Here is a 19,331-nt window from a genome sequence, read left to right as displayed (position 1 = left end):
TCAGACGTGTGTGCCGGCCGCGGAGATCCCCTGCGCGTCCGCCGCCGGGCTGCCCGTCCGCCGCCCGCCCAACAGGAGCTCGACCGCCAGGGCGACGACCGGTTCGAGAGCTGCCGCGACCGCGGGGCTCAGACCGGCGCCCATGGTCGTGATGTCCGCCGCCTCGATCGCGATGATATCGATCGTGTCGGGTATCGGCAGCTCCAGCCGCTGCGCCATGCGAATGACCTCGGGCAGTCCGGCATAATGCGGTGAGAGGTTGGTTATGTCCCGCAAGTCTGCCGGACTGACCCGATATATCGTGCCCGGGGCCTGCCGCCCCGTGCAAATCGCATCGATTATCACGGCCCGGGGACGCCCGATGAGCGGGTCCAGCAGCGCCAGACCGGCGGCGCCGCACTCGATCACATCGGCGGCCTCGCCCGCCAGGGGGGCCAGACGGCGGGCGGCGATGATGCCGAACCCGTCGTCGCCGAACAGCTCGTTCCCCATGCCCATGACAACCGGTTTCATCATCAGTCGCGCCGAATCTCCTGAACCTGGTTGTGGGCGGCGTCGTACACGCGCACGACGAGCGGCATCGACCCCGGAAGGGTGTGGGTGGCGCAGCCGTTGCACGGATCGTAGGCCCGGAAGGCCATCTCGACGAGGTTGAGGACGCCGTCGTCGATGCGGCCGCCGGAGATCACGCCGCGCGCGGCCTTGTCCACCGACAGGGAGATCCGGGCGGCATTGTTCTGGGTCGCCACGATGAGGTTGGCCATTTTGATCACGCCCCGCTCGTCGGTCCGGTAGTGGTGAATGAGGGTGCCGCGCGGCGCTTCGACCACGCCGATCCCCTCGCTCGGCGTCTTGGTCGGGAGCACCCGCACATCCTTGCTCACGATCTCGGGGTCGCGGGACAGCTCGCGCGCCCGCTCGGCGGCGCACAGCAGCTCGATCAGGCGGGCCCAGTGATTGGCGAGCGTGTGGTGCACCGGCCGCCCGCCGAACGTCTGGTAGAACCGCTCGAAGGCTTTCTGCGCCAGCGGCGTCGGCATCCCCTCGGCGGCGTTGAGCCGGGCCAGCGGAGCCACCGCGATGATGCCGCTGTCGGGACCGTCCACGAACCCCTTCCACCCGACATCTTTCAGGTAGGAGAACTTCATGAAGCTCCACGGCTCGACGTGTTCGGCGATGTGGTCGAGGTATTTGGCCACCGGGAACTTGCACACCTCGCGGCCGTCGGGACCGACCACCCGCAGTTCGCCGCGGTAGTAGTTGGGGCGGTTGTGGGCGTCGACCAGGCCCATGTAGTGGGTCCGGTGAGTGTAGGTGTCGGAGGTGATGTAGTCGACGTACGTCTTGTTCGCCAGCACGACGTCATCGAACACCTTCAGGCTGAACTGGGCGAATTCCACCGCCCGCTCGCACACCTCGATGAACGCCTTCTGGTGCTCCGGCGGGATCGGCCGGGAGATGCCGCCAGGCAGACCGAAGGCCGGGTGGGCGGCTTTCCCCATCGCCAGCACCATCAGCTCCCGCAGGTCCCGCCGCATCCCGATCACCTTCTTGCCCGCTTCGATCCCCACTTTCCCGAGCAGGCCGATGATGTTGCGCTCGGCCTTGGGGGCGGTGGGCCCGACCACGAAATCCGGCCCCGCGAGGTAGAAGAAGTGCAGGGCGTGGTCCTCGACGAAGAAAATGTTATAGAGCAGCTCGCGCACCTTGTGGGCGGCCGGGGGCGGCTCCACCTTGTACAGGTCGTCGAGCGTCCGCGTGGAGGCCATGTGGTGGGCGGTCGGGCAGACGCCGCAGATGCGGGAGGTGATCTGCGGCATGTCTTCGGCCGGACGCCCGTGGGCGAACCGCTCGAACCCGCGCAGTTCGGGCACCTGGAAATAGGCATGGTCGACGTCCCCCCGGTCGTTCAGGAGAATGTCGATCTTGCCGTGCCCCTCGAGCCGCGTGATCGGGTCTATTGTCACCCGTCGTGTCGTCGTCATTTCATCCCCCGCGTGGTTTCGGGTTCATACTTCCGGTGGAGGAGCGAGGCCGGCAGGCTGTAGCGGAAGAAAGTGCCGGCGGGGTCGACGATCCTGGCGAGCGTCGCTTCGATGCCGGCGTCGTCTTTCGCCTCGATGATGGAGGCCATCGCCGACATCGCCTTGGCGCCGAAATCGGTGATCCGGCTGGTCGGCCCGAGGCAGCCGGTGCAGGGCATGCTGACCTTGGTGCAGGCGCCGCCGCAGCCCTGGCGCGTGACCGGCCCGAGGCACAGGAGCCCCTGGGCGAGCAGGCACTGCTCGGGATCGATGAGAATCTCGTGCGGACGGTGGAACTCCTTCACCGTCAGTTTCTCCGGCTTGGTCTCCTTGCGGGGACACTCGTCGCACAGCGCCATGTCCGGCGCGAGCGTGCTCCCCTTGGCCGGGAGCTTCCCCGCGAGGATCGCTTCCACCGCGCCGAGAATCAGCTTCACCGGCGGCGGACAGCCGGGGAGAAAGTAGTCCACGGCGATCGTCTGGTCGAGCGTCTTGACCGTCTTCCAGAGCTCGGGCAGAGTGAGCGTTCCCTCCGGCACCGTCGAGGACACCGCGGGCTCGACGCCGTTGCCGCCGTTCACGCTCGGCACCTCGCGGTAGGCGGTGGCGGTCAGCTCTTCGCGCCGGTACAGATTGCCGAGTCCCGGCACGCCGCCGAGGTGCGCGCAGCTTCCGAACGCAACCACCAGTTGCGATTTGCGCCGCAGCATTTCGACCATCTCGAACTGCTCGGAGCTGCGCACGGCGCCGTTGATGAAACTGACCGCGATCGACCCGTCGGGCAGCGCCTCAACGTCGGTGCGCTTGAAATCGAGGGCGACCGGCCAGAAGACGATGTCGACGGCCTCGACGACCTTGAGAATGGCCTCGTCGAGGTCGACGACCGCTTCTTCGCAGCCGCCGCAACTGGCGCACCAGTAGAACGCGACTTTCGGCTTGCTCATCGCCGTCCTCCTTCCGCCCCGGCCGGCTCCGCGGTGCGCCCGGCCTGCCCGGCGGGCAGTTCCGCCGCGTGGAGCAGGGTCCGCTGTTCAAGGCGAAGCGGACCGAGCGCCCGGACCGCCTCGGTCATCTCGTTGATCACCCGCTGGACCTTGTCCCCCTCGGAGGCGGCGATCCACTCCAGGCGGACGCGCTCCGGCTCGATTCCCATGGCCGCGAGGAACTGCTTCATGAGGACGACCCGCCGGAGCGCCTTGTAGTTCCCCTCCTGGTAGTGGCAGTCGCCGGGGTGGCAGCCGCCGATGAGAACCGCGTCCGCCCCCTGCCGCAGCGCGGCGAAGACAAACTGCGGATCGAGGCGTCCGGAGCACATGGTGCGAATCACGCGGACATTCCCGGCGTACTTCATGCGGGCCGTGCCGGCGAGATCGGCCGCCGTATACGTGCACCAGTTGCAGAAGAACGCGACAATCCGCGGTTCGAATTCCTTCCGGCTCGATTCGGTCTTAGACATAGCTCAGCACTCCCTTGATTTCGTCGAAAATCTGCTCGTCGGTGAAGAGGTTCTGCTGGAGGGCGCCCGAGGGACAGGCGGCCACACACGTGCCGCACCCCTTGCAGAGCGCGCCGTTGACGATCGCGGCGTTCTTCGCCTTGTCGAACACGATCGCGCTGTAGGGACACAGGGCGATGCAGGTGTGGCACCCCGAGCAGAGTTCTTCCTGCGAGTAGGCGGTGTTCGGTTCCAGTTCGACGTGGCCGCGGTCGATGAGCGCCAGGGCCTCGGCCGCCGCGGCGCCCGCCTGGGCGACGCAGTCGGGGATGTCCTTGGGACCCTGGCAGGCTCCCGCGAGAAAGATCCCGTCGGTGAACGTCGACACCGGCGCCAGCTTGGGATGGCGCTCGAGGAACCACCCCTCCGTGCTGCAGCTGATGTTGAACTGCCGCCGCACCTCGTCGGCGTCCGCCTGAGGCTCCAGCCCGACCGACAGAACGACCATGTCGACCGGGATCCGCCGCACCGCCCCGACCAGCGTGTCCTCCACCCGGATCGTGAGCTTCCCCTCCTCCTCGGCGCTCATCGCCCAGTCCGAGATCTCGGCCACCCGGCCGCGGATGAAGTGGACGTTCTCCTGCAGGAGACGGTCGTAGAACTCCTCGTACCCCTTGCCGGGCGTCCGCATGTCGATGTAGAAGTTGTAGACCTCGGCGCCCGTCCGCTCCTTGATCAGGTGGGCGAGCTTGAGCGAGTACATGCAGCACACCCGCGAGCAGTAGCGGTTGGTGTGGGCGTCGCGGCTACCGACGCAGTGGACGATGCCGACCGCTTTCGGTTTGGCGCCGTCCGGCATGGTCACCTCGCCGCCGGTCGGCCCGGCCGCGTTGACCATCCGCTCGATCTCGAGGCTGGAGTAGACGTTCGGGTACTTGCCGTAGCCATAGCGGGCGATCCGCCGGGCGTCGAAGGTCTTGAACCCGGTCGCGAGAATGATCGCCCCGACCGGCACCTCCTCGATCTTCTCCGTCTGGCTGAAATCAATCGCGTTCTTCTGACAGACCTCCAGGCAGCTCTTTTTGCACCGGTGGGTCTTGAACTCGATGCAGGTTTCCGGATCGATCACGGCGACAAGCGGGGTGGCCTGGGGAAAGGGAATGTACACCGGCTTGCGCTTGCTCAGCCCGACGTTGAATTCGTCGGGCACCTTGGCCGTCTTGTAGATGCAGGCGTCAATGCAGTCGAGGCAGCCGACGCACTGCTCCTCGATCACGTAGCGCGGTTTGCGCCGCACTTTCACTTTGAAATTCCCCACGAATCCCTCGACCCCGGCCACCTCCGCGTAGGTCCAGAGGGTGATGTTGGGGTGCGACCGGACGGCCGACATCTTGGGGGTGAGGATGCAGGCGGAGCAGTCGAGGGTGGGGAAGGTCTTGTCGAATTTGGCCATGTGGCCGCCGATAGTGGGCTCGCGTTCGACGAGGTAGACCTTCTTGCCCGCGTCCGCCATCGTGAGCGCGGCGTGGATGCCGGCGATGCCGCCGCCGACGATCATCACGTCGGGGTGCACGGGCACGCGGTTGCGCTGGAGCGGGACGTGGCGGACGATGCGGGTGACCGCCCCCGCGATGAGCGCTTTCGCCTTCTCCGTCGCCATCGCCGTATCCAGCGTCACCCAGCTCACGTGTTCGCGGATGTTGGCCATCTGGAACATGAAGGCGTTGCCGCCCCCCACCGCCGTCGCCTTGCGGAAAGTGTTCTCGTGCATGAGCGGCGAGCACGAGGCCACCACCACCCGGTTCACCTTGCCCTCGCGGATATCCTGCTGGATGATCTCCTGCCCCGGGTCCGAGCACATGAACTTGTACTCCTTCGCCACCGTGACGTACGGGAGCGAGGCGGCGAAATCGGTACAGGCTTTCACGTCCACCGTGTGGGCGATGTTGATCCCGCAGTGGCAGACGTAGACGCCGACTTTGGGCGTGCCGTTCGAGGACTGGTCAGCCGACATGGGCGCCTCCTTCCACCGCGGCCGCGGGTTCGCGGTACGCAAACGGGACAAACAGCCGCTGCAGCCCGAGCGGGCGCCGGTCGAGCCCGAACGCCGTCCCCATGAGCTGCGAGAAGTAGACGACCGGGACGTTCACCCGCGATTCGTACATCCGGCTCATCTTCGGCTGGTAGCACTCGAGGTTGAACTGGCAGAGCGGGCAGGCGGTGGCAATCACGTCGCAGCCGCGCTTCTGCGCCTCGCGCAGCAGAACGTAGCTCAGCCGCAGTCCGACCTCCGGCACCGTGCCGGTGAGCGAGCCGCCGCAGCAGCGCGTCTTCAGCGGCCAAGCCACGGGCGTGCCGCCGAGCGCCGTGATAAGCCGGTCCATCACCATCGGCTCATGGGCGTCGTCGAAGTCGGCATAAGGCCGCACGAGCTGGCACCCGTAGTAGCAGGCCACCTTCAGCCCGGCCAGCGGCCGGGTCACCGCTCCCTTGATCGCCTCCAATCCGACATCGTTGGCGAGCACGTCGAGCGGGTGGCGCACCTTGATCCCGTTCTCGTAGCTCAGGCCGGCGGCGGCGAGCGCGCTCTGGATGGTCTTGCGTATGTCGGGGTGCTCGTCGAGATAGCGGTGGGCCTTGTTCAGGCCGAGGTAGCAGGCCGCGCAGGGCACGACGAGATGCGTGTCGCTGTCTCCCTGGCGCTCGGCGATCGCGAAATTGCGCGCCGAGAGCGCAAAGGCCTTCATCTCCGAAATCGACATGTACGCCGTCGCCCCGCAGCAGTTCCAGTCGTCCAGCTCCTCGAGCGGCCGCCCCAGAGCGGAGAACACGGCGAGGATCGATTCCTCGTAGGACTTGCCGGTGCTCTTCAGCGAGCACCCGGGGTAGTAGAGGTATTTCATGCGGTCGCCTCCGTTGTCTCCGTCCGGCGGACCATGCGCTCCTGCTCAATCGCGGCGAGCATGGTGTGGAGCTCGCCGGTTCGCTTGATCGACTCAAGCTTGGGCGAGAGGCGTCCCCGCCGGAACAGGCCGAGCCCGAGCCCGGTGTTGCCGAACATCTTGAACGGGTTGGTCCTCAGAAAGAGCCGCACCAGCAGCGGCCCCTCGTTGCTGCGGCCCTTGCGCTCCACCCCGCGGAAAAACTCGGTCGCGAGCACCTGGCTGGGAAAACGCTTCGGGTGCATGCCGCCGCGAATCGCCAGCCGCTTGGCCGCATACATAATCTCGGTGATCTTGATCTCCTGAGGACATTCGACCGTACAGGCGTAACACGAGGCGCACAGCCAGGTCGTGTAACTCGACAGCACCTCGCCGCGAAAGCCCGCACGGATCATCGCGACAATCTGACGGGGGGTGTAATCCATGTAGGAACTCAGCGGGCACATGCCGCTGCATGTTCCGCACTGGATACAGCGGAAGAGCTTGTCGCCGCCCGGAATCGAGGCGATTTCGTCGGCGAAGTGGTGGTCAAGCTCCGACTCGTAGCGAATCTTGTCCCAACCTTGCCACTTTTCCATATCGTTCGGTCTCCTCTGGTCCGCTGCGGCGCGGCGGGGTCGGTTCGAAGGCCGGGCCGCGGGCGGCGGTTCACTCATGGCGTCATTTCGACCGGCGCCTCAGTCCGCCGGACCGCCCCGCGCTCCGGTCCCCGCGGGTCGACGAGTCGCTCCGAAGCTTGTGAACTGGTTCACAAGCACGGGCACGCAAAAGCGGCCGTCGCAACGGCCGGATTCTCCGGTCGTCGCATGCGCACGGCTCCACGTCGACAATGCTGGGTTCCGTCGGGTATGGTCCGCCGGGCGCATCTCACCCCCGCCGCTGGTCTCCCGAAGGGGGCCGGCGAGGGAAGAAGCCAACCCGAGCGGGCGGGTCGATGAAGTGCGGCCGGAATGCCACCACATGTTGATTGCATCCTCTTTAACTAGTTGCAAGATAGACACTCTGATCTACCGTGTCAAGACAAACCGGGCATTCCTCCGACCGGCGCAAATTGAGGGCAACCGAAATACCACAAAGTCGGCAGTTTCACTCAAATTTCGCTCTCGCCACCGCGCTCCGACGGTCTCTGTCACCCTCATCGCGCGCGGCGGCGCGTTTATCGCTTGTCCGACATTGCCGGGACCGCTATTTTGTGGACAGGTAATGTCGATTTACCTCCCCCGTCGTCGACCGGAGGGTCCGACGACCGGGTTCACCGGGAGTCCGACATGGTCAAGTTCGCAGTCGCGCTGAACTAATCGTAACCGGAGGGAGTGACCATCATGAAACGTGTGCTCCTGTTTGTGGTGCTCGCGGCCCTGAGCGCGGCCGGGTGCAGCCGGGATGGGCAGCGTCCGTCGGCGCCGGACCAGTCGGCCATGCGGCCGGGCGAGATGCCGGGAGCGGTCGCCGCCGTCCTCGACCGCCATGCGGCGGACCAGGGCGATGTCGCGTCGGCCGCGCTGCGCTATCCCGAATTCACGGGGCCGGGCGCTCTTCCCTGGACGGCCTGGGATGCCTACGCTGTCACTTTCGTGTGGGGAGAATTCCCGCTTGGGCCCGCGGCGGTTGTTCCGCCCACCGACTGGTCGGGATCGCTGGCGATCGAAAACGCCGCTGGCCTGCTTGACGTCGTCGCCGTGATTGATTTCGAGCCCGGCCAGGATTCAGTGCTGCCGTCCGCAAGTTCCCCAACCGCCCTGTGGACGTCGTTCACCGAGGGGGATCTCGATGGGCTGTCGTTCCTGGTGTTTCTCGACCCTGAGAGCGACGCCGCCGCGAACGCCAGGGTCCGGTTCAAAACCCCGCTGTGCGAGCTTGCGCTCACCCGCGACCAACTGACCCGCTTCACCGCTTTCTACATCGTGGGCCACACCCATGTCGTTGCCGTCAAGGCCCGCCGGATCTGGCACCACGCCTGCCCCCGCGGTTTCATCTCCGGCGAATGGACGCTGCAGAGCAACACGGGCGACAGCGGGTATTTCAGCGGCCTCTGGTATGACCGCACCAACACCCCGATCGGTGTCATGTCTGCAGTCTATCGCAAGACCCCGGAGGGGGACCGCGTCTACGCGGGCTCGATCAGCGGCGTGCTGCTCGATGTCGTCATCGGCGAGGTGAGCGGCATCTGGCAGTACGACGACCCGCGGATGTGTCCGACCTGCGGGGCCGGCCACGGGTGGTTTCGCGGCCGTTTCGTGTTCTATGAGATGGGCGGCGAGCCGCGGCGCGAGGGATGCATGGCCGGGATCTTCGGCAATCTCAGCGCTCCGACTCCGCCCGCCCTGCCGCTGCGCGGAATCTGGATCGTCGACTGCCCGGACTCCACCTCGGTGGTGTCGCCGACCGCCGACTAGCGCCGGTTCGCACCGGCGGCCGCCCGCGCGGCGTTCACCGGCGGTGCGGGAAGAAACCCGGGCCGGCAGGCTCCCGGCCGACGTGAACCCGCGGCCTGAGGCAACAGCGCGAATTGCCCGTCAATCAGGAGAACGAACGCCCGGTGAAGTGACTCACCGGGCGTTTTTGTAGACGCAACAGGTCGGCCGGTTACAGGCCGGTATTTTTTCACTCCGCCACAAACCCCCGCACGTAGCCGGTCTTGCTGTGAACAACGCTTTCCACCCCGCCCCGGCGCACGATGTAGGTCATGGCGAAGGTCGTCGCCACCGGCTCCCCCGCCTGGAGCGCCGGTTCCACCCGGCTCTGTATCAGGGCCCACTCGACATTCGGCACGAATCCGCGTGCCTCCGGGTACGCCGAATCGACCACGAAGCTCAGCCGCCCGTCGGCATGGATCGTCAGCGTCAGCCAGACGACGCCGGAGTCGACACGGGGCACGTTATCGGCGTCCATGGGCCAGCCCGCCGGTCGAATCCGGATCGCCGGCGCCCAGTTCAGCCCGTCACCGCCCAAGCCGTCGAAGCCGTCGAAGCCGTTGCCGACCGGGGGGAGGTAGGGTTCGCTCGCCGGCAGGCCAAACGGATTGTCCCCCTGGCCGGCGAAGTCGCCTCCCCAGCCCGGTTCGCCCGGCACCGGCGACGGCAAAGGATCGGGTTCGGATGGTCCGGGCAGCACCGCTACCGCCGGTCGGATCGTGCTCGGGGCGTCCCGGATGATCACAACCGGGCCGACGTAGCCCCGCAGGAAGGGTGCCGCGTGGGAGGCGCCCTGCCCGCCGCCGGCTCCGCCGCCCCGGCCCGTCGGCTGGATCGCCGCCGTCTCGGCCGCAACCCCGCCCAACAGACGGTCGGACCAGGACACCCGGCGTTCCGCACCCGGTTCCGCGAACCGGATCAGCACACCGAGGCCGATAAACAGAAGCGCCGTGCTCAGCAGCGCCCTCAGCAGGTTGCCCTGGTAGGACCGCTTCTGTTCATAGCCGATCAGCCAGTAGTTCATGCTTCCCCGTTCCATCCGAACCCGCCTCAGGTTAGTACGCCATCAGGCTCACATGGGCCCAGTCGATGATCATAACCAACCCGCTGCAGAAGAAGGCGAAAAAGATGCACCCGGTCTCGGTGAAACAGCCGTGACAGCCTGGCCGGCTGTCGATGTGTGGATCAAACGGGCCTTCCGCCGTCGCCGGCAGCGGCACCACAAAGGCCGACAACGCCGGCACTAGCATAAAGAGCAACAGCCGACTTAACCACCTCGTTCAGTGCCTTGATAAACCTCGGGTTAAAGGTGATCAAGCCTCCGCTGCACGACGGAACTTCGGCCGGGCACCGAGTCAACCGGCCTTGGCCCGCGGACCCGCATCCCTCGCGTCGTCGCGTTCATCCCTTGACTCATGTGGCTATGCCTCCGCGCCGGCGGTCGAGGGGAGTGAACGCAAGGTCAGGCTGAGGCCCGCGACTCAGTCAGCGCCGCCCTGGCGATCGTCTCTTGCTGATTCCGTTTCCAGTGAACGACCTCGTTCCTCCTTTTTTCCTCGGGCCGGGGGGGCGTCGGCGGTTGGTGTGGGCGCACTGCCGCCGAGAGCCCGCCCCGGCCGCACGAGGATTACACGCGCTCAAATGAGAGGGAACACTCCCAGTGGCTCTCGCGTGAGATACTGGCTGATTCGGCGGAGCCGATGGCGGCTGCGCGAAGTGCTGTGCCTGCCGCCCCGCGCTCCCGACCGGTCGCCTCTCCCCATGCGACCCGTCCGGTCTCATTGGCCCTCCATCGCTTTCAATCTAGGTTTGTGTTCCTCCTCATGTGAGCCTTACCCCCTCTCTCCCAAAGGGGTTTGTCTGCCTGTGAGCACCAGGTTGCCGCGCTCCCGCGGGAGCGCTGACCGCGGCGCGCCATCAGATGACGCATCGGCCGAAACACCCGGCCGGAACGTATCCTCCGCCGGCGGTTAAGGTCCCGGGCCGGGCGGGTTCCGGATTGAGTCGGGCTCGCTTGGAAGCCCGCCCGGCGACGGAGACCTTTCGCGTTAAGTATGGTCAGCCAGGCGTCGACACAGCGAGGCAGCCGGGAGGTGATGTTGAAGCTGCGGCTCGTGTGCGCGCCTGCTGCGCTCAGTTATATCAACCGGCGTGCCAATCGGCGGGCGGCGCTGTCACGAATTCGCTATCGCATTCTGTGTAGGTGAGTTATCGCGAAAGAGAGGCGCCGTGCGAAGAGTGTGAACGGCCGGATGGATCTGTCTTGTGACGCAGTTCGTGACGCAGCGCGACGCAGCGGCAAAAATCGTGTTGAGGGGAAACGAGTTACCGGCGCGCAGGTGCGTCACAGGGTGCGTCAGGCCTGACGCAGATGACGCAGCCCACGCGCGCGGCGCCGAAAGCCGGCCCGGCGAAAGGGTCGCCTCACACAACCGTGCGGAATCCGAGGCCGTCAAGGAAGCGGAAGCACTCCGGCGCCGGCGCGTCTCCACCGCCCGAGCCGGTTGTCGGCCGTGCCGAGAGTCACTCAGGTGAAGAGGTTCGCCAACCCGTCTTCCTCACCGCTGTCAGTGTCCGGCTTCGGCCCGTCATTCCCGCCGGAATATCGGACAGCCAGAAAGTCTCCGGACTCATCGCAGATCGCGTTGAGGCATGGGAGCATCCGCGAGTCCTCCGTGCTCATATAAACCCAGCTCTTGGCCCGTGTGATTCCGACGAACAGCAGCCGGCGCAAGCGCGGTTCAGATACTCGTTTGAACGCGTAACCGACCAGGCGCGGCATAAACACCGAATCAAATGTGAGCCCCTTCGCTTGGTGGTAAGTCAGTATCTTGGGGAGATTGTTCCGGAAATCAACCATTTCATATCTGGCCTGCTGGGCGGGCCGGTCCAGGTGCACTTCAACCTGTACGCCGAGATCGGCCAGCGCGTTCGCATATCCGAAGACCATGCGCTTTTGGGGAAACAGGATAGCGATGCTCCCGCCACCGCCGTCATTCCTGCCCTGTACCCTCTGGCGCTCCCTGATCTGCCGCGCGAGCTCGTGAAGCTCCGCTTCCTGTGCATTGGCGATGAACAGCAGCGGCTTCTCCCTCTCCACCTGCTCGGTCCGCATTTGCCCCAAATACGGCTGTCGCTCCTGGCGGTCCAGGAGGGTCGCGGCCAGGCGGGTGATGTAGGGGCAGCAGCGATACGCCTCAAGGAGAGCAACGCTGCGCTTGGGCAGCCCGAGTATGTGAAGCACCCGTTCCTCGGCCGCACCATCGTCATAGATCTGCTGTTTCCTGTCCATACAGACAGTGATGTGGCGGGCGATCCGGACGAGGATCTTGTAGGAAATCTCGTCGAGATCGTGACCCTCGTCGACCAGCACATAATCGTAAACCGGTGCTACCGGTGCAGTCTCGAGCGCTCTGAGAACAGCACGTCGGATCTCCCTGAAGTCAAGCTGGCCATTAACCTCATCCCTAGGGGGTGGGTTGCCCACGCACGAAAGATAGAAGGATCGACACCACGCGTCAAAAGTGAGCACGCATTCGTCGGCAATACCCAGCAGTTTGAGGGCCGACTGGATGTAGTCGCGAAGGGTGCGGGTATAGACAAACAGGCGGAGCTGCCCGCCGGTGATTCCCTTTGAGTCGAGGAGATACCGCGCGCGATGAACAAGCACCAGGGTCTTGCCCGATCCCGGGGGACCGGAAACAACCTTGTGGCCGTCGGTCGGCAATTGGACCGCTCGAATCTGATCGGGTGTCAGTTCGCTTTCAGGTACCAGCCAGACGCCCATGGCACAAACTAGGCCTCCCTCATTTCTGGAAGGAGTCCGCTCGGTTCGGGGGCGTTTGAGCGCCGCCGCCGTTTCCTCTCCGCCCGAACCATCTCCTGCGCCGCCTCGTCGCCGGCAAGTTTGGCGCCGTGCTCGTACCAACTCAGTTCCCAGTCGCTCAGCGATTTCACCGGCCCAAACGCCTTCCTGGCCATCTCCAAAGCGCGCTTGCTCTCGTAAATCCGCTCCTCCCGTTCGGCAATGTCGGCCTTGAGCACCAAATACGGACCCTTGGGGAACCGCTCGACCAGGCGTTCAATCGCCTCGGCGGCTTTCGCCAGCGAACCGTGGTCGCGGTAGAAGTAGGCGAGATTGAATTGAGCGGCATCGGAACCAAGCCGGGCGGCTTCTCTGTAGTACTTCTCCTCCGCCTGGCGGTCACCCTGCTCGCCGCACACTATGCCCAGGTAATTGAGAACCCCGATGTCGCCGCCGCCCCGGGTGCGGAGAACTCTCTCCAGCAGGTAGCGTGCCTTGTCATACTGGCGAAGCTCCCGGCTCAAGTTGGCGATTTCGACCACCATTTCCTCCTGTTGCTCTCCGGCGGGTAGCGAGGTCCGGAGGCACTCCTCAAGTTCGAGAATCCTGATTCGCTTGAGGTCGGGGTTGACCACGTTATGGATCGGGTTCTCGGTGCTCCCGGTGAGACCCTCCCGACCGGTTCCCGATTCCAAGTCCAACCGGTACCGGATCACCTGATTCTCGTCCATGCAGTACTGGAGGGTCAACGGTTCGCCGGGAGCGGCTGCCGGGGGCACCAACCAGGTCCAGCGTTGGATGAGCGAATCATCGGTCCCGATGAGTTCGATCCGGACTACGCGTTCAGTCTGGCTCAGCCGCTTGGGCAGAGCCAGGTTGGTATTCATCGCCCATTCGCCTGCCGCCGGGTACGGCAGGGGGCTGTGAGGCGGAATCAACTGCATCTTCCCGGCGGTTGTTCGGATGCACACGCCCGTGGGCGAGGCCGGCTGCAGCACCCCCCGGCCGAGGACGGCCAGCGAGAGCGCCTGCGCGGCGGCGCCCCGCGCCACCGCCGACTGCACCTGATCCGGGTGCGAGTACAGGACGACTTTCTCGGGTTCAAAGTAACTGCGGAGGGCATCGGCCACTTGCGGGATCAGCGAGCTGCCCCCCACCAGCAGGCAGCAATCAATCTCCCGCGCGTCGAGCTCCGCCCGGTCGAGGGCATCCTCAAGCGGCGCGAAGATCGAACAGGTCAACCGGTACTCCGTCTCGCGATGGAACACGAAGGTGCGGTCCAGAAACGGCTCCAGCACAGCCTCAAACTGCGGAAGTGTCAGGGCGGGGGACTGCAGAGTGATCTCCCGGCCGTTGGTGAGCCGGCAGCGCTCCGTCGCCGGCAATTTCTGGACCGGCTCGATCGGGAGTTCGGCGCCCCGCGCCAGCTCCCTGAGACGCCGCACCTGCGTGCATAGACCTACTTTGAGCGACTCGGCAATGCCGAGGAACGCGGGTTCGAGCTGGTTTTTCTTCACGCCGAAATCCAGGTCGCGCTCGCTCAATCCGTTCTGCTCCATTATTTGCGGGAGGAGGACTTCGTAGAAGATCGCCAGGTCGATGTCGCCGCCGCCGAGGCGGTAGTAGCGCGACACTGAGAGCGGGGAGGCCCTCAGGTGGCCCGCGGCGTCCCCCGCGTGGACCTTCACCACGGCCGTGTCGCAAGTGCCCCCGCCGAAATCGAACACGAGGACATTGCCCTCTCCGCGCGGAAGAGCCTTCGCCAATTCCCCGCGCATCCAGAAGTCGACAAAGGCGGCCAGCGGCTCATCGAGCAGGTCGCCCCCGGCCAGTTCCATCGACGCCAGCTTGGCCGCCCGGAGCGTATCCTCTCGCTGCGGCTGTTGGAACGAAGCCGGCACCGTCACCACCGCCTTGCGCGGCTCCCCGTGGTCCGCCCGGTACCTGTTGGCCAGAAACCGCAGAATCCGACCGCTCACTTCGGCCGCGCCGCGATACCCCTCCGGCGCGCGCGCGTAGGTGCGCTGGATCCCCATCTCGTTCTTCACTTCCCAGAATATCGTCCGATTGCGCTCCAGGCCGGTCTCCGGGCCGGCGAGGCCGGCCCGCAGCCTTTTGGCCCCCTCGCCGACATACTCGCGGCCGCCGTGGAGCGCGACGATCGAGGGTATCAGGATGTGCGTGTACTCACCCTGGAACGGCGTCTCCTGCTCGATCTCGATACACCGCGGCTCGAAATCCTCAGCCGCGCCGTCGGCGACAATCTCCGCGACCGTGCAGTTGGTGGTGCCCAGGTCGATGCCGATGACGCGCAGGGGCGCCTGCCCGTGCGCGCGCAGCTGCGCCCGCAGGGCGGAGAGAAAATGCTCGCTCATATGTCCCGGTCCCCTTGTCACAGGTTCGGTTGTTCGCCCGCCGGAGCGGGGCGCTGCTCATCGTTGTGTCTCCCCCTGCTGTCCGGAGAATGCCCGCGTTCCAGTCCGATAGTGTGCGGCCCCGCTAGTCCGCCTTAAACGCCCCCGGCAAGCCGCCGCGGGCCTCGATCACTCTGTCGATCTCGGCCATGAGGGAGACGGTCACGCTCGGCGTGACCTCGACATTCGGGTAGCATTCGATACCGTCCAGGGAGAGCGCCGATCTCACAGTACCCCGTCGCACTATCGAGCTTGTCAGCTGTCTCGGCCCAGTCGTGGAGACACTGCCAGGCTTTCCGGTCGGAATCGCCGTTTTCGACAATGAAAAGCTCGCCGCCCCGTCGTCCCACTCCGCTCATCGGTGATAGCCTTCAATCGCCGTGTCACAACGCCGTGTTGTCTCCCCAACCGAACCTCTTCCAGATCGGCTGTGCTTAGCGCCGCCACCGGGTTCGAAGATAGCGCCGGGCGAGTCAAATCGCAAGGGTTTTTGGGCCGCTCCGGGAGTGCTGCGGGGCGAGCCGACCTCCACACGGCCGTCCTGCGAGTCATAAGACGGGTCCTGAATGTGCCCCCGCAGAGAGCCGCCGACCATGCAGGTCTGCCGGAGGCCGGGCAAGGTCACCCGGAGCGACTCCGCGCACTGTTCTTACTTGGTCTTCCGAGCGCCCGTCTGGGTAAGCACGTAGGAAGCCCAGAAATACGGATGGCGGTAGAGCGGGCGATCGGAATGGATCATCAGGCGTTGCGCCTCGGCGATCGCTTCCGCGGGCGGCGCCGCGGCGGCCGTTCGGTCGTAGAACTGCCCGACGAATTCCGCAGAGGCCCGGTCATCGACGCGCCAGAGGGTCGATATCACGGAGCCGGCGCCGGCCGCCAGGAATGATCGCGCCAGGCTCATTACGCCTTCGCCCGCAATCTGCCTCCCGGAGCCGCTCTCACAAGCGGAAAGAAACACGAGGGCCGCAGGAATATTCAGGTGAGCGATCTCCGAGGCGTGAAGCAGGCCCGATCCCCGGCCGTCGGAGTCGAACGAAAAGCTCAGGGCCGAACGCGACCAGTCGTCGGGATCGACCAACCCATGAACTGCTAAGTGCAGAATCCCCGTCCAGCTATCGGCGGTGCGCCGCACATTCGCCTCGGTGGCCGCCGAGTCCGCATAGACCGAGGCGTTCGCGCCGTACACCCGGCTGATGCGGTCAAGCTCCTCGGATGAGAAGGGAAGTCCGGACAGAACCGAGTTGTCGTCGTACCGGGCGTCGCCGAAAGCCAGCATGCGGCGGGGATCGGACCGCTCCGCTTCCTCAGGGTGCCGAGCCAACATCGACAGAGCGGGCGCGTACACAACTTCCCGGCTCTCCACCACGAAGCGGCCGTGCGCATCAACCAGTGCGCCCACCGGCAGGCCGGCGAGCGCACCCGGGGCGATAACTGTCAGGCGGGTCGTGTCCTGTTCGTTGACGAAGGGCTTCAGCAGGATGTCGTAGAGCTTCCGCCCGGGAGCGTGGTACGGGCTTTCCGGGAAGTCTCGGGCTGTTGGATAGGCCGCCACGGCGGCGACGAACTCCCGGACAAGTTCGGCGATTTCGTCGCGCGATGCCGCCAGCGGCCGCACGACGACTGTGTCGGCCGATAGAGCGATAGCGAACGTCCCCGCCGGCGACAGCACCCAGCAGAGCACCAGATCGCGGGGCAAAACCGTTGAGCAGAGGGTTCGACTGGTCGGCAGGGCCGGGGGGTGGCTGTCGGACGGGCTGACGGCGGCGCATTCGACCCGCGCGGCGAAGAGCGAATCCTCGAGAGCCCGCTGGGACCTCCCGAGCCCGGCCGGATCATCGCGGTCCACCAGCAGGCTGAACTGCAGGTCGGAAAGGCGAGAGAGAAGCCGGTTCTCCTCGGGACAAGGGCTGCCGACTGCCTCCCCGGCGCTTTCGACCAGCGAGCGCGCCTGGGCAAGGTCGAGGTACGCCAGCGCCGAGTCCAGGCTGGCGCTGCTCCCGCCGGCCATGTACTCCTCCAGGAATGTCACGACCAGCAGATCGTAGAAGCCGGCCTTGTCGGCGAGCATTCCCAACTGAAGGTCCGGACTGGGCAGCCGCCCGCGCATCTGCTCGCACTGCCTCACGCATTCCCGGAGATAGATGCGTGCTTCCTGGGGTCGTCCTCGCCGGTACTCTGCGACTCCCAGGCCGTAAGCGGCCGCCAGCCGCGTCTCGAACTTCCCGGCCCTGGCCAGGATGGGAAGGAACACGCCTTCGGCGTCCTCCCAGCGGCCTTCGTCGAGCAACAGGTTCCCCAGCCGGCCGCCGCTGAGGAACAGCCCCAGGGTATCGACGGCCTTCGAGAAGAGCGAATCGGCCCACTCGTAGAAATACCGGGCGTCGGAGGTCCGTCCAAGCGCATGCAGAACCAGCCCCCGGGTGGCGAGCGCGTAGCCGAGGTCGCTCAGAGCGCTTGGGCGGGGGAGAGCGATATCGACGGGGAGCCGCAGCGATGTGCAGCGGTCGTTGTAGGTAAGTGCCGAGTCGAAGTCGCCAAGGTCGAACAGACACTCGCTGATGACGTGGGCGCAGTATGATTCGCTCCGCCGGTCGTTGAGATGCCGGGCCGACTGCATGGCCTCGCGAACGGCTCTCAGGGCCTCCTCGGTCCGATTCAGCTGGTGGAGGGCATAGAACTGCTGCAGCGCGGCGGTCAGAATCCGGCGTTGATCGCCGATGCGCCGAAAGGCCTCGACAGCCTGCCGGTGGTGCAGGCCGGCGGCGAGGTAGTCGGCCTGCCGCACGAGAGCGATTTCGCTCCGGCGCAAATGGACGTCGCCCAGGAGATCGGGTGCGTCAAAGGCTTCGGCCAGCGCGCGGGCGCTGTCGGCCGCTGCGATCGCGACGGCAAGGTCGCCGCCCTGCTCAAGGATGCCGGCTCGATACGACCACACGGCTGCCCGCCCGGGACCATCGCCGAGAGCCGCGTATCGGGCCGCCAGCGTGTCGAGCAGGGACAGAAACCGCGCCCCCGCTCCCGCCCGGCCGTCATCGCGCTCGCGCTGGAAGACCCGGTTGCCCCGGCGGAAGAGAGAATCGCACGTGGTCTTCGCGGCTGCCTGAGCCGGACCCCAGGCATACAGCAGGTCCCGTTGTCGAGACAGGTCGCCGACAGAAGTGACTCCCGTGTAGCGATCCACCAGCCAGTTGACACCCAGACTCTCGCCGCCGCCGGCGGCATCGGCTCCCTCGGCAGCGCGCCGCGTGAGGTCTGTAACAGCCGTCTTCAGGTATCGTCGGACACCGGCGGCATCAACGGCGAGTGCGCTGTCGAAAGCGGCGCTGTCCCGGGCCGCGGCAATTGCCGCCAGTCTCGGCGGCTCGGGCGCGGCCGGCTGGTCGTCCGCATTCCGCGAGGTAAGAACCGCGGCGGTGAAGAGGATCAGACACGCGCAAGCCACGACCGCTCGGCTTACGGTTCCCTCATCGAGCCGGCGCGGTTTCGAAACGGATGCGGAAGGTATCGGGTGCAAGCGTGTCCATGGGTTGTGATGCATCGACCTGTTCAATAACCAGTATTTCATAGGATCCGGCGGCCAGATACGCGGCCGGAACGGCCAGCGAGAACGGAATACGGTGGAGCTGGTTGTGCAGGGTGAGAATCTCATTCTGTGCGCCATCGGCCAATACGAGGTCATAACGGCGGCCCTCGCGCGACGGCACCAGAAACTCAAGCGAAACCAGTTCGCTGCCGGCGCCGATCCTGACGAGGTTTTTAGTCTGCTCGCCGCGCTCGGACGCCGCGGAGAGCTCGATCCGGGCCGTGGGCGGGGCTGACGCGAAGAACGTCCTGCCGAGAAAGAGCCCGGTGAACAACACCAGCGCCGCCGCGGCCACGGTGGCGACAGCGAGTCGCGGCTGGGCGCCGGCCAGCCACGCCCACCACCTCGGCCGGATTGCCGATGCGGGCACAGGGCGGTCGACCATCGCCTGGGCGCTTTGCCGACACAGCTCCACTTCCACGCGGCACTCCGGACAGTCCCGCAGGTGCGCCTCGATGCGGCTGCGGAGACCGCTGTCCAACTCCGATGGCTCCAGGGCAAAGGCCGTAATGTCTAACGGTTCCGGGTGGTCGCCGGTGACGTGCGCCTGAACCGCCAGTCCCGCCGCGAGCAGGCGCGCCCGGCCGACTTCCTCCACCAGGGACGGATCCCGGCCCAGAGCTTCCTCGAACTCCACCCGCTCCGCTTCGGTCAGGCGGCCGTGAATGTATCTGCCAATCCGGTCGTCGTAGTTACCAAGGTCGTCCATGTATA

The 19,331-nt window shown here is 65.9% G+C and carries 15 protein-coding genes; 1 reads left to right on the top strand and 14 read right to left on the bottom strand.

What is annotated here, in order from left to right; genetic code table 11:
- Genes KA261_05010 through KA261_04980 form a run of 7 tightly spaced genes read right to left on the bottom strand, consistent with a single transcriptional unit; the run spans position 1 to position 6,979 of the window.
- Complete coding sequence (locus tag KA261_05010) at positions 1 to 516, bottom strand: hydrogenase maturation protease (protein ID MBP7697149.1); 516 nt, start codon at positions 514 to 516, stop codon at positions 1 to 3.
- A complete protein-coding gene (locus tag KA261_05005) occupies positions 516 to 1,985 on the bottom strand; it encodes a Ni/Fe hydrogenase subunit alpha (GenBank protein MBP7697148.1) in 1,470 nt (489 codons plus the stop codon). Before KA261_05005 ends, KA261_05010 begins: the two co-directional genes overlap by 1 nt.
- The gene (locus KA261_05000; GenBank protein ID MBP7697147.1) at positions 1,982 to 2,968 is read right to left on the bottom strand and encodes an oxidoreductase; all 987 of its coding nucleotides are present in this window, start codon (positions 2,966 to 2,968) and stop codon (positions 1,982 to 1,984) included. Before KA261_05000 ends, KA261_05005 begins: the two co-directional genes overlap by 4 nt.
- Positions 2,965 to 3,480, bottom strand: coding sequence for a hydrogenase iron-sulfur subunit (locus KA261_04995; protein MBP7697146.1), 516 nt, complete (start codon positions 3,478 to 3,480; stop codon positions 2,965 to 2,967). Before KA261_04995 ends, KA261_05000 begins: the two co-directional genes overlap by 4 nt.
- Positions 3,473 to 5,473, bottom strand: a complete 2,001-nt coding sequence (locus tag KA261_04990) for a CoB--CoM heterodisulfide reductase iron-sulfur subunit A family protein (protein MBP7697145.1) — start codon at positions 5,471 to 5,473, stop codon at positions 3,473 to 3,475. Before KA261_04990 ends, KA261_04995 begins: the two co-directional genes overlap by 8 nt.
- Entirely contained in the window at positions 5,463 to 6,362 is a 900-nt protein-coding gene (locus KA261_04985) for a CoB--CoM heterodisulfide reductase iron-sulfur subunit B family protein (GenBank protein MBP7697144.1), read from the bottom strand. Before KA261_04985 ends, KA261_04990 begins: the two co-directional genes overlap by 11 nt.
- Positions 6,359 to 6,979 (bottom strand): 4Fe-4S dicluster domain-containing protein, encoded by a 621-nt coding sequence (locus tag KA261_04980; GenBank protein MBP7697143.1) that lies wholly within the window; start codon positions 6,977 to 6,979, stop codon positions 6,359 to 6,361. Before KA261_04980 ends, KA261_04985 begins: the two co-directional genes overlap by 4 nt.
- Positions 6,980 to 7,723: 744 nt before the next feature.
- Between KA261_04980 and KA261_04975 the strand changes: the two genes are divergently transcribed.
- The gene (locus KA261_04975; GenBank protein ID MBP7697142.1) at positions 7,724 to 8,797 is read left to right on the top strand and encodes a hypothetical protein; all 1,074 of its coding nucleotides are present in this window, start codon (positions 7,724 to 7,726) and stop codon (positions 8,795 to 8,797) included.
- Between the two features lie 208 nt (positions 8,798 to 9,005).
- Here the strand turns inward: KA261_04975 and KA261_04970 are convergent, their stop codons facing one another.
- From KA261_04970 to KA261_04940, 7 genes are all read right to left on the bottom strand, one after another.
- Positions 9,006 to 9,854 carry a hypothetical protein gene (locus KA261_04970; protein MBP7697141.1) on the bottom strand — a complete coding sequence of 283 codons (849 nt, stop codon included), beginning with the start codon at positions 9,852 to 9,854 and terminating at the stop codon, positions 9,006 to 9,008.
- Positions 9,855 to 9,870: 16 nt separating this feature from the next.
- On the bottom strand, positions 9,871 to 10,065 hold the full coding sequence (locus KA261_04965; protein MBP7697140.1) for a hypothetical protein: 195 nt from the start codon (positions 10,063 to 10,065) through the stop codon (positions 9,871 to 9,873).
- A gap of 1,277 nt (positions 10,066 to 11,342) precedes the next feature.
- Positions 11,343 to 12,602 (bottom strand): AAA family ATPase, encoded by a 1,260-nt coding sequence (locus KA261_04960; GenBank protein MBP7697139.1) that lies wholly within the window; start codon positions 12,600 to 12,602, stop codon positions 11,343 to 11,345.
- An 8-nt stretch (positions 12,603 to 12,610) separates the two neighbouring features.
- On the bottom strand, positions 12,611 to 14,995 hold the full coding sequence (locus KA261_04955; protein MBP7697138.1) for an Hsp70 family protein: 2,385 nt from the start codon (positions 14,993 to 14,995) through the stop codon (positions 12,611 to 12,613).
- Positions 14,996 to 15,119: 124 nt separating this feature from the next.
- The gene (locus KA261_04950) at positions 15,120 to 15,263 is read right to left on the bottom strand and encodes a hypothetical protein (protein MBP7697137.1); all 144 of its coding nucleotides are present in this window, start codon (positions 15,261 to 15,263) and stop codon (positions 15,120 to 15,122) included.
- Positions 15,264 to 15,683: 420 nt separating this feature from the next.
- On the bottom strand, positions 15,684 to 18,476 hold the full coding sequence (locus KA261_04945) for a CHAT domain-containing protein (protein MBP7697136.1): 2,793 nt from the start codon (positions 18,474 to 18,476) through the stop codon (positions 15,684 to 15,686).
- Between the two features lie 22 nt (positions 18,477 to 18,498).
- Positions 18,499 to 19,326 (bottom strand): hypothetical protein, encoded by an 828-nt coding sequence (locus tag KA261_04940; GenBank protein ID MBP7697135.1) that lies wholly within the window; start codon positions 19,324 to 19,326, stop codon positions 18,499 to 18,501.
- Positions 19,327 to 19,331: the final 5 nt, after the last annotated feature.

This window comes from Candidatus Zixiibacteriota bacterium (genome assembly GCA_017999435.1).
Lineage (GTDB): Bacteria > Zixibacteria > MSB-5A5 > GN15 > FEB-12 > JAGNLV01.
The sequence above is the reverse complement of the archived record's forward strand: the minus strand, read 5'-3'. Positions and strand labels throughout refer to the sequence as shown.

Excerpts from the sequence above, each read along its gene's own strand:
- KA261_04940 (MBP7697135.1), bottom strand. The coding sequence starts at position 19,326 with ATGGACGACCTTGGTAACTACGACGACCGGATTGGCAGATACATTCAC.
- KA261_04970 (MBP7697141.1), bottom strand. The coding sequence starts at position 9,854 with ATGGAACGGGGAAGCATGAACTACTGGCTGATCGGCTATGAACAGAAG.
- KA261_05005 (MBP7697148.1), bottom strand. The coding sequence starts at position 1,985 with ATGACGACGACACGACGGGTGACAATAGACCCGATCACGCGGCTCGAG.
- KA261_04975 (MBP7697142.1), top strand. The coding sequence starts at position 7,724 with ATGAAACGTGTGCTCCTGTTTGTGGTGCTCGCGGCCCTGAGCGCGGCC.
- KA261_04985 (MBP7697144.1), bottom strand. The coding sequence starts at position 6,362 with ATGAAATACCTCTACTACCCCGGGTGCTCGCTGAAGAGCACCGGCAAG.
- KA261_04990 (MBP7697145.1), bottom strand. The coding sequence starts at position 5,473 with ATGTCGGCTGACCAGTCCTCGAACGGCACGCCCAAAGTCGGCGTCTAC.
- KA261_04980 (MBP7697143.1), bottom strand. The coding sequence starts at position 6,979 with ATGGAAAAGTGGCAAGGTTGGGACAAGATTCGCTACGAGTCGGAGCTT.
- KA261_04995 (MBP7697146.1), bottom strand. The coding sequence starts at position 3,480 with ATGTCTAAGACCGAATCGAGCCGGAAGGAATTCGAACCGCGGATTGTC.
- KA261_05000 (MBP7697147.1), bottom strand. The coding sequence starts at position 2,968 with ATGAGCAAGCCGAAAGTCGCGTTCTACTGGTGCGCCAGTTGCGGCGGC.
- KA261_04955 (MBP7697138.1), bottom strand. The coding sequence starts at position 14,995 with ATGAGCGAGCATTTTCTCTCCGCCCTGCGGGCGCAGCTGCGCGCGCAC.
- KA261_05010 (MBP7697149.1), bottom strand. The coding sequence starts at position 516 with ATGATGAAACCGGTTGTCATGGGCATGGGGAACGAGCTGTTCGGCGAC.
- KA261_04960 (MBP7697139.1), bottom strand. The coding sequence starts at position 12,602 with ATGGGCGTCTGGCTGGTACCTGAAAGCGAACTGACACCCGATCAGATT.
- KA261_04965 (MBP7697140.1), bottom strand. The coding sequence starts at position 10,065 with ATGCTAGTGCCGGCGTTGTCGGCCTTTGTGGTGCCGCTGCCGGCGACG.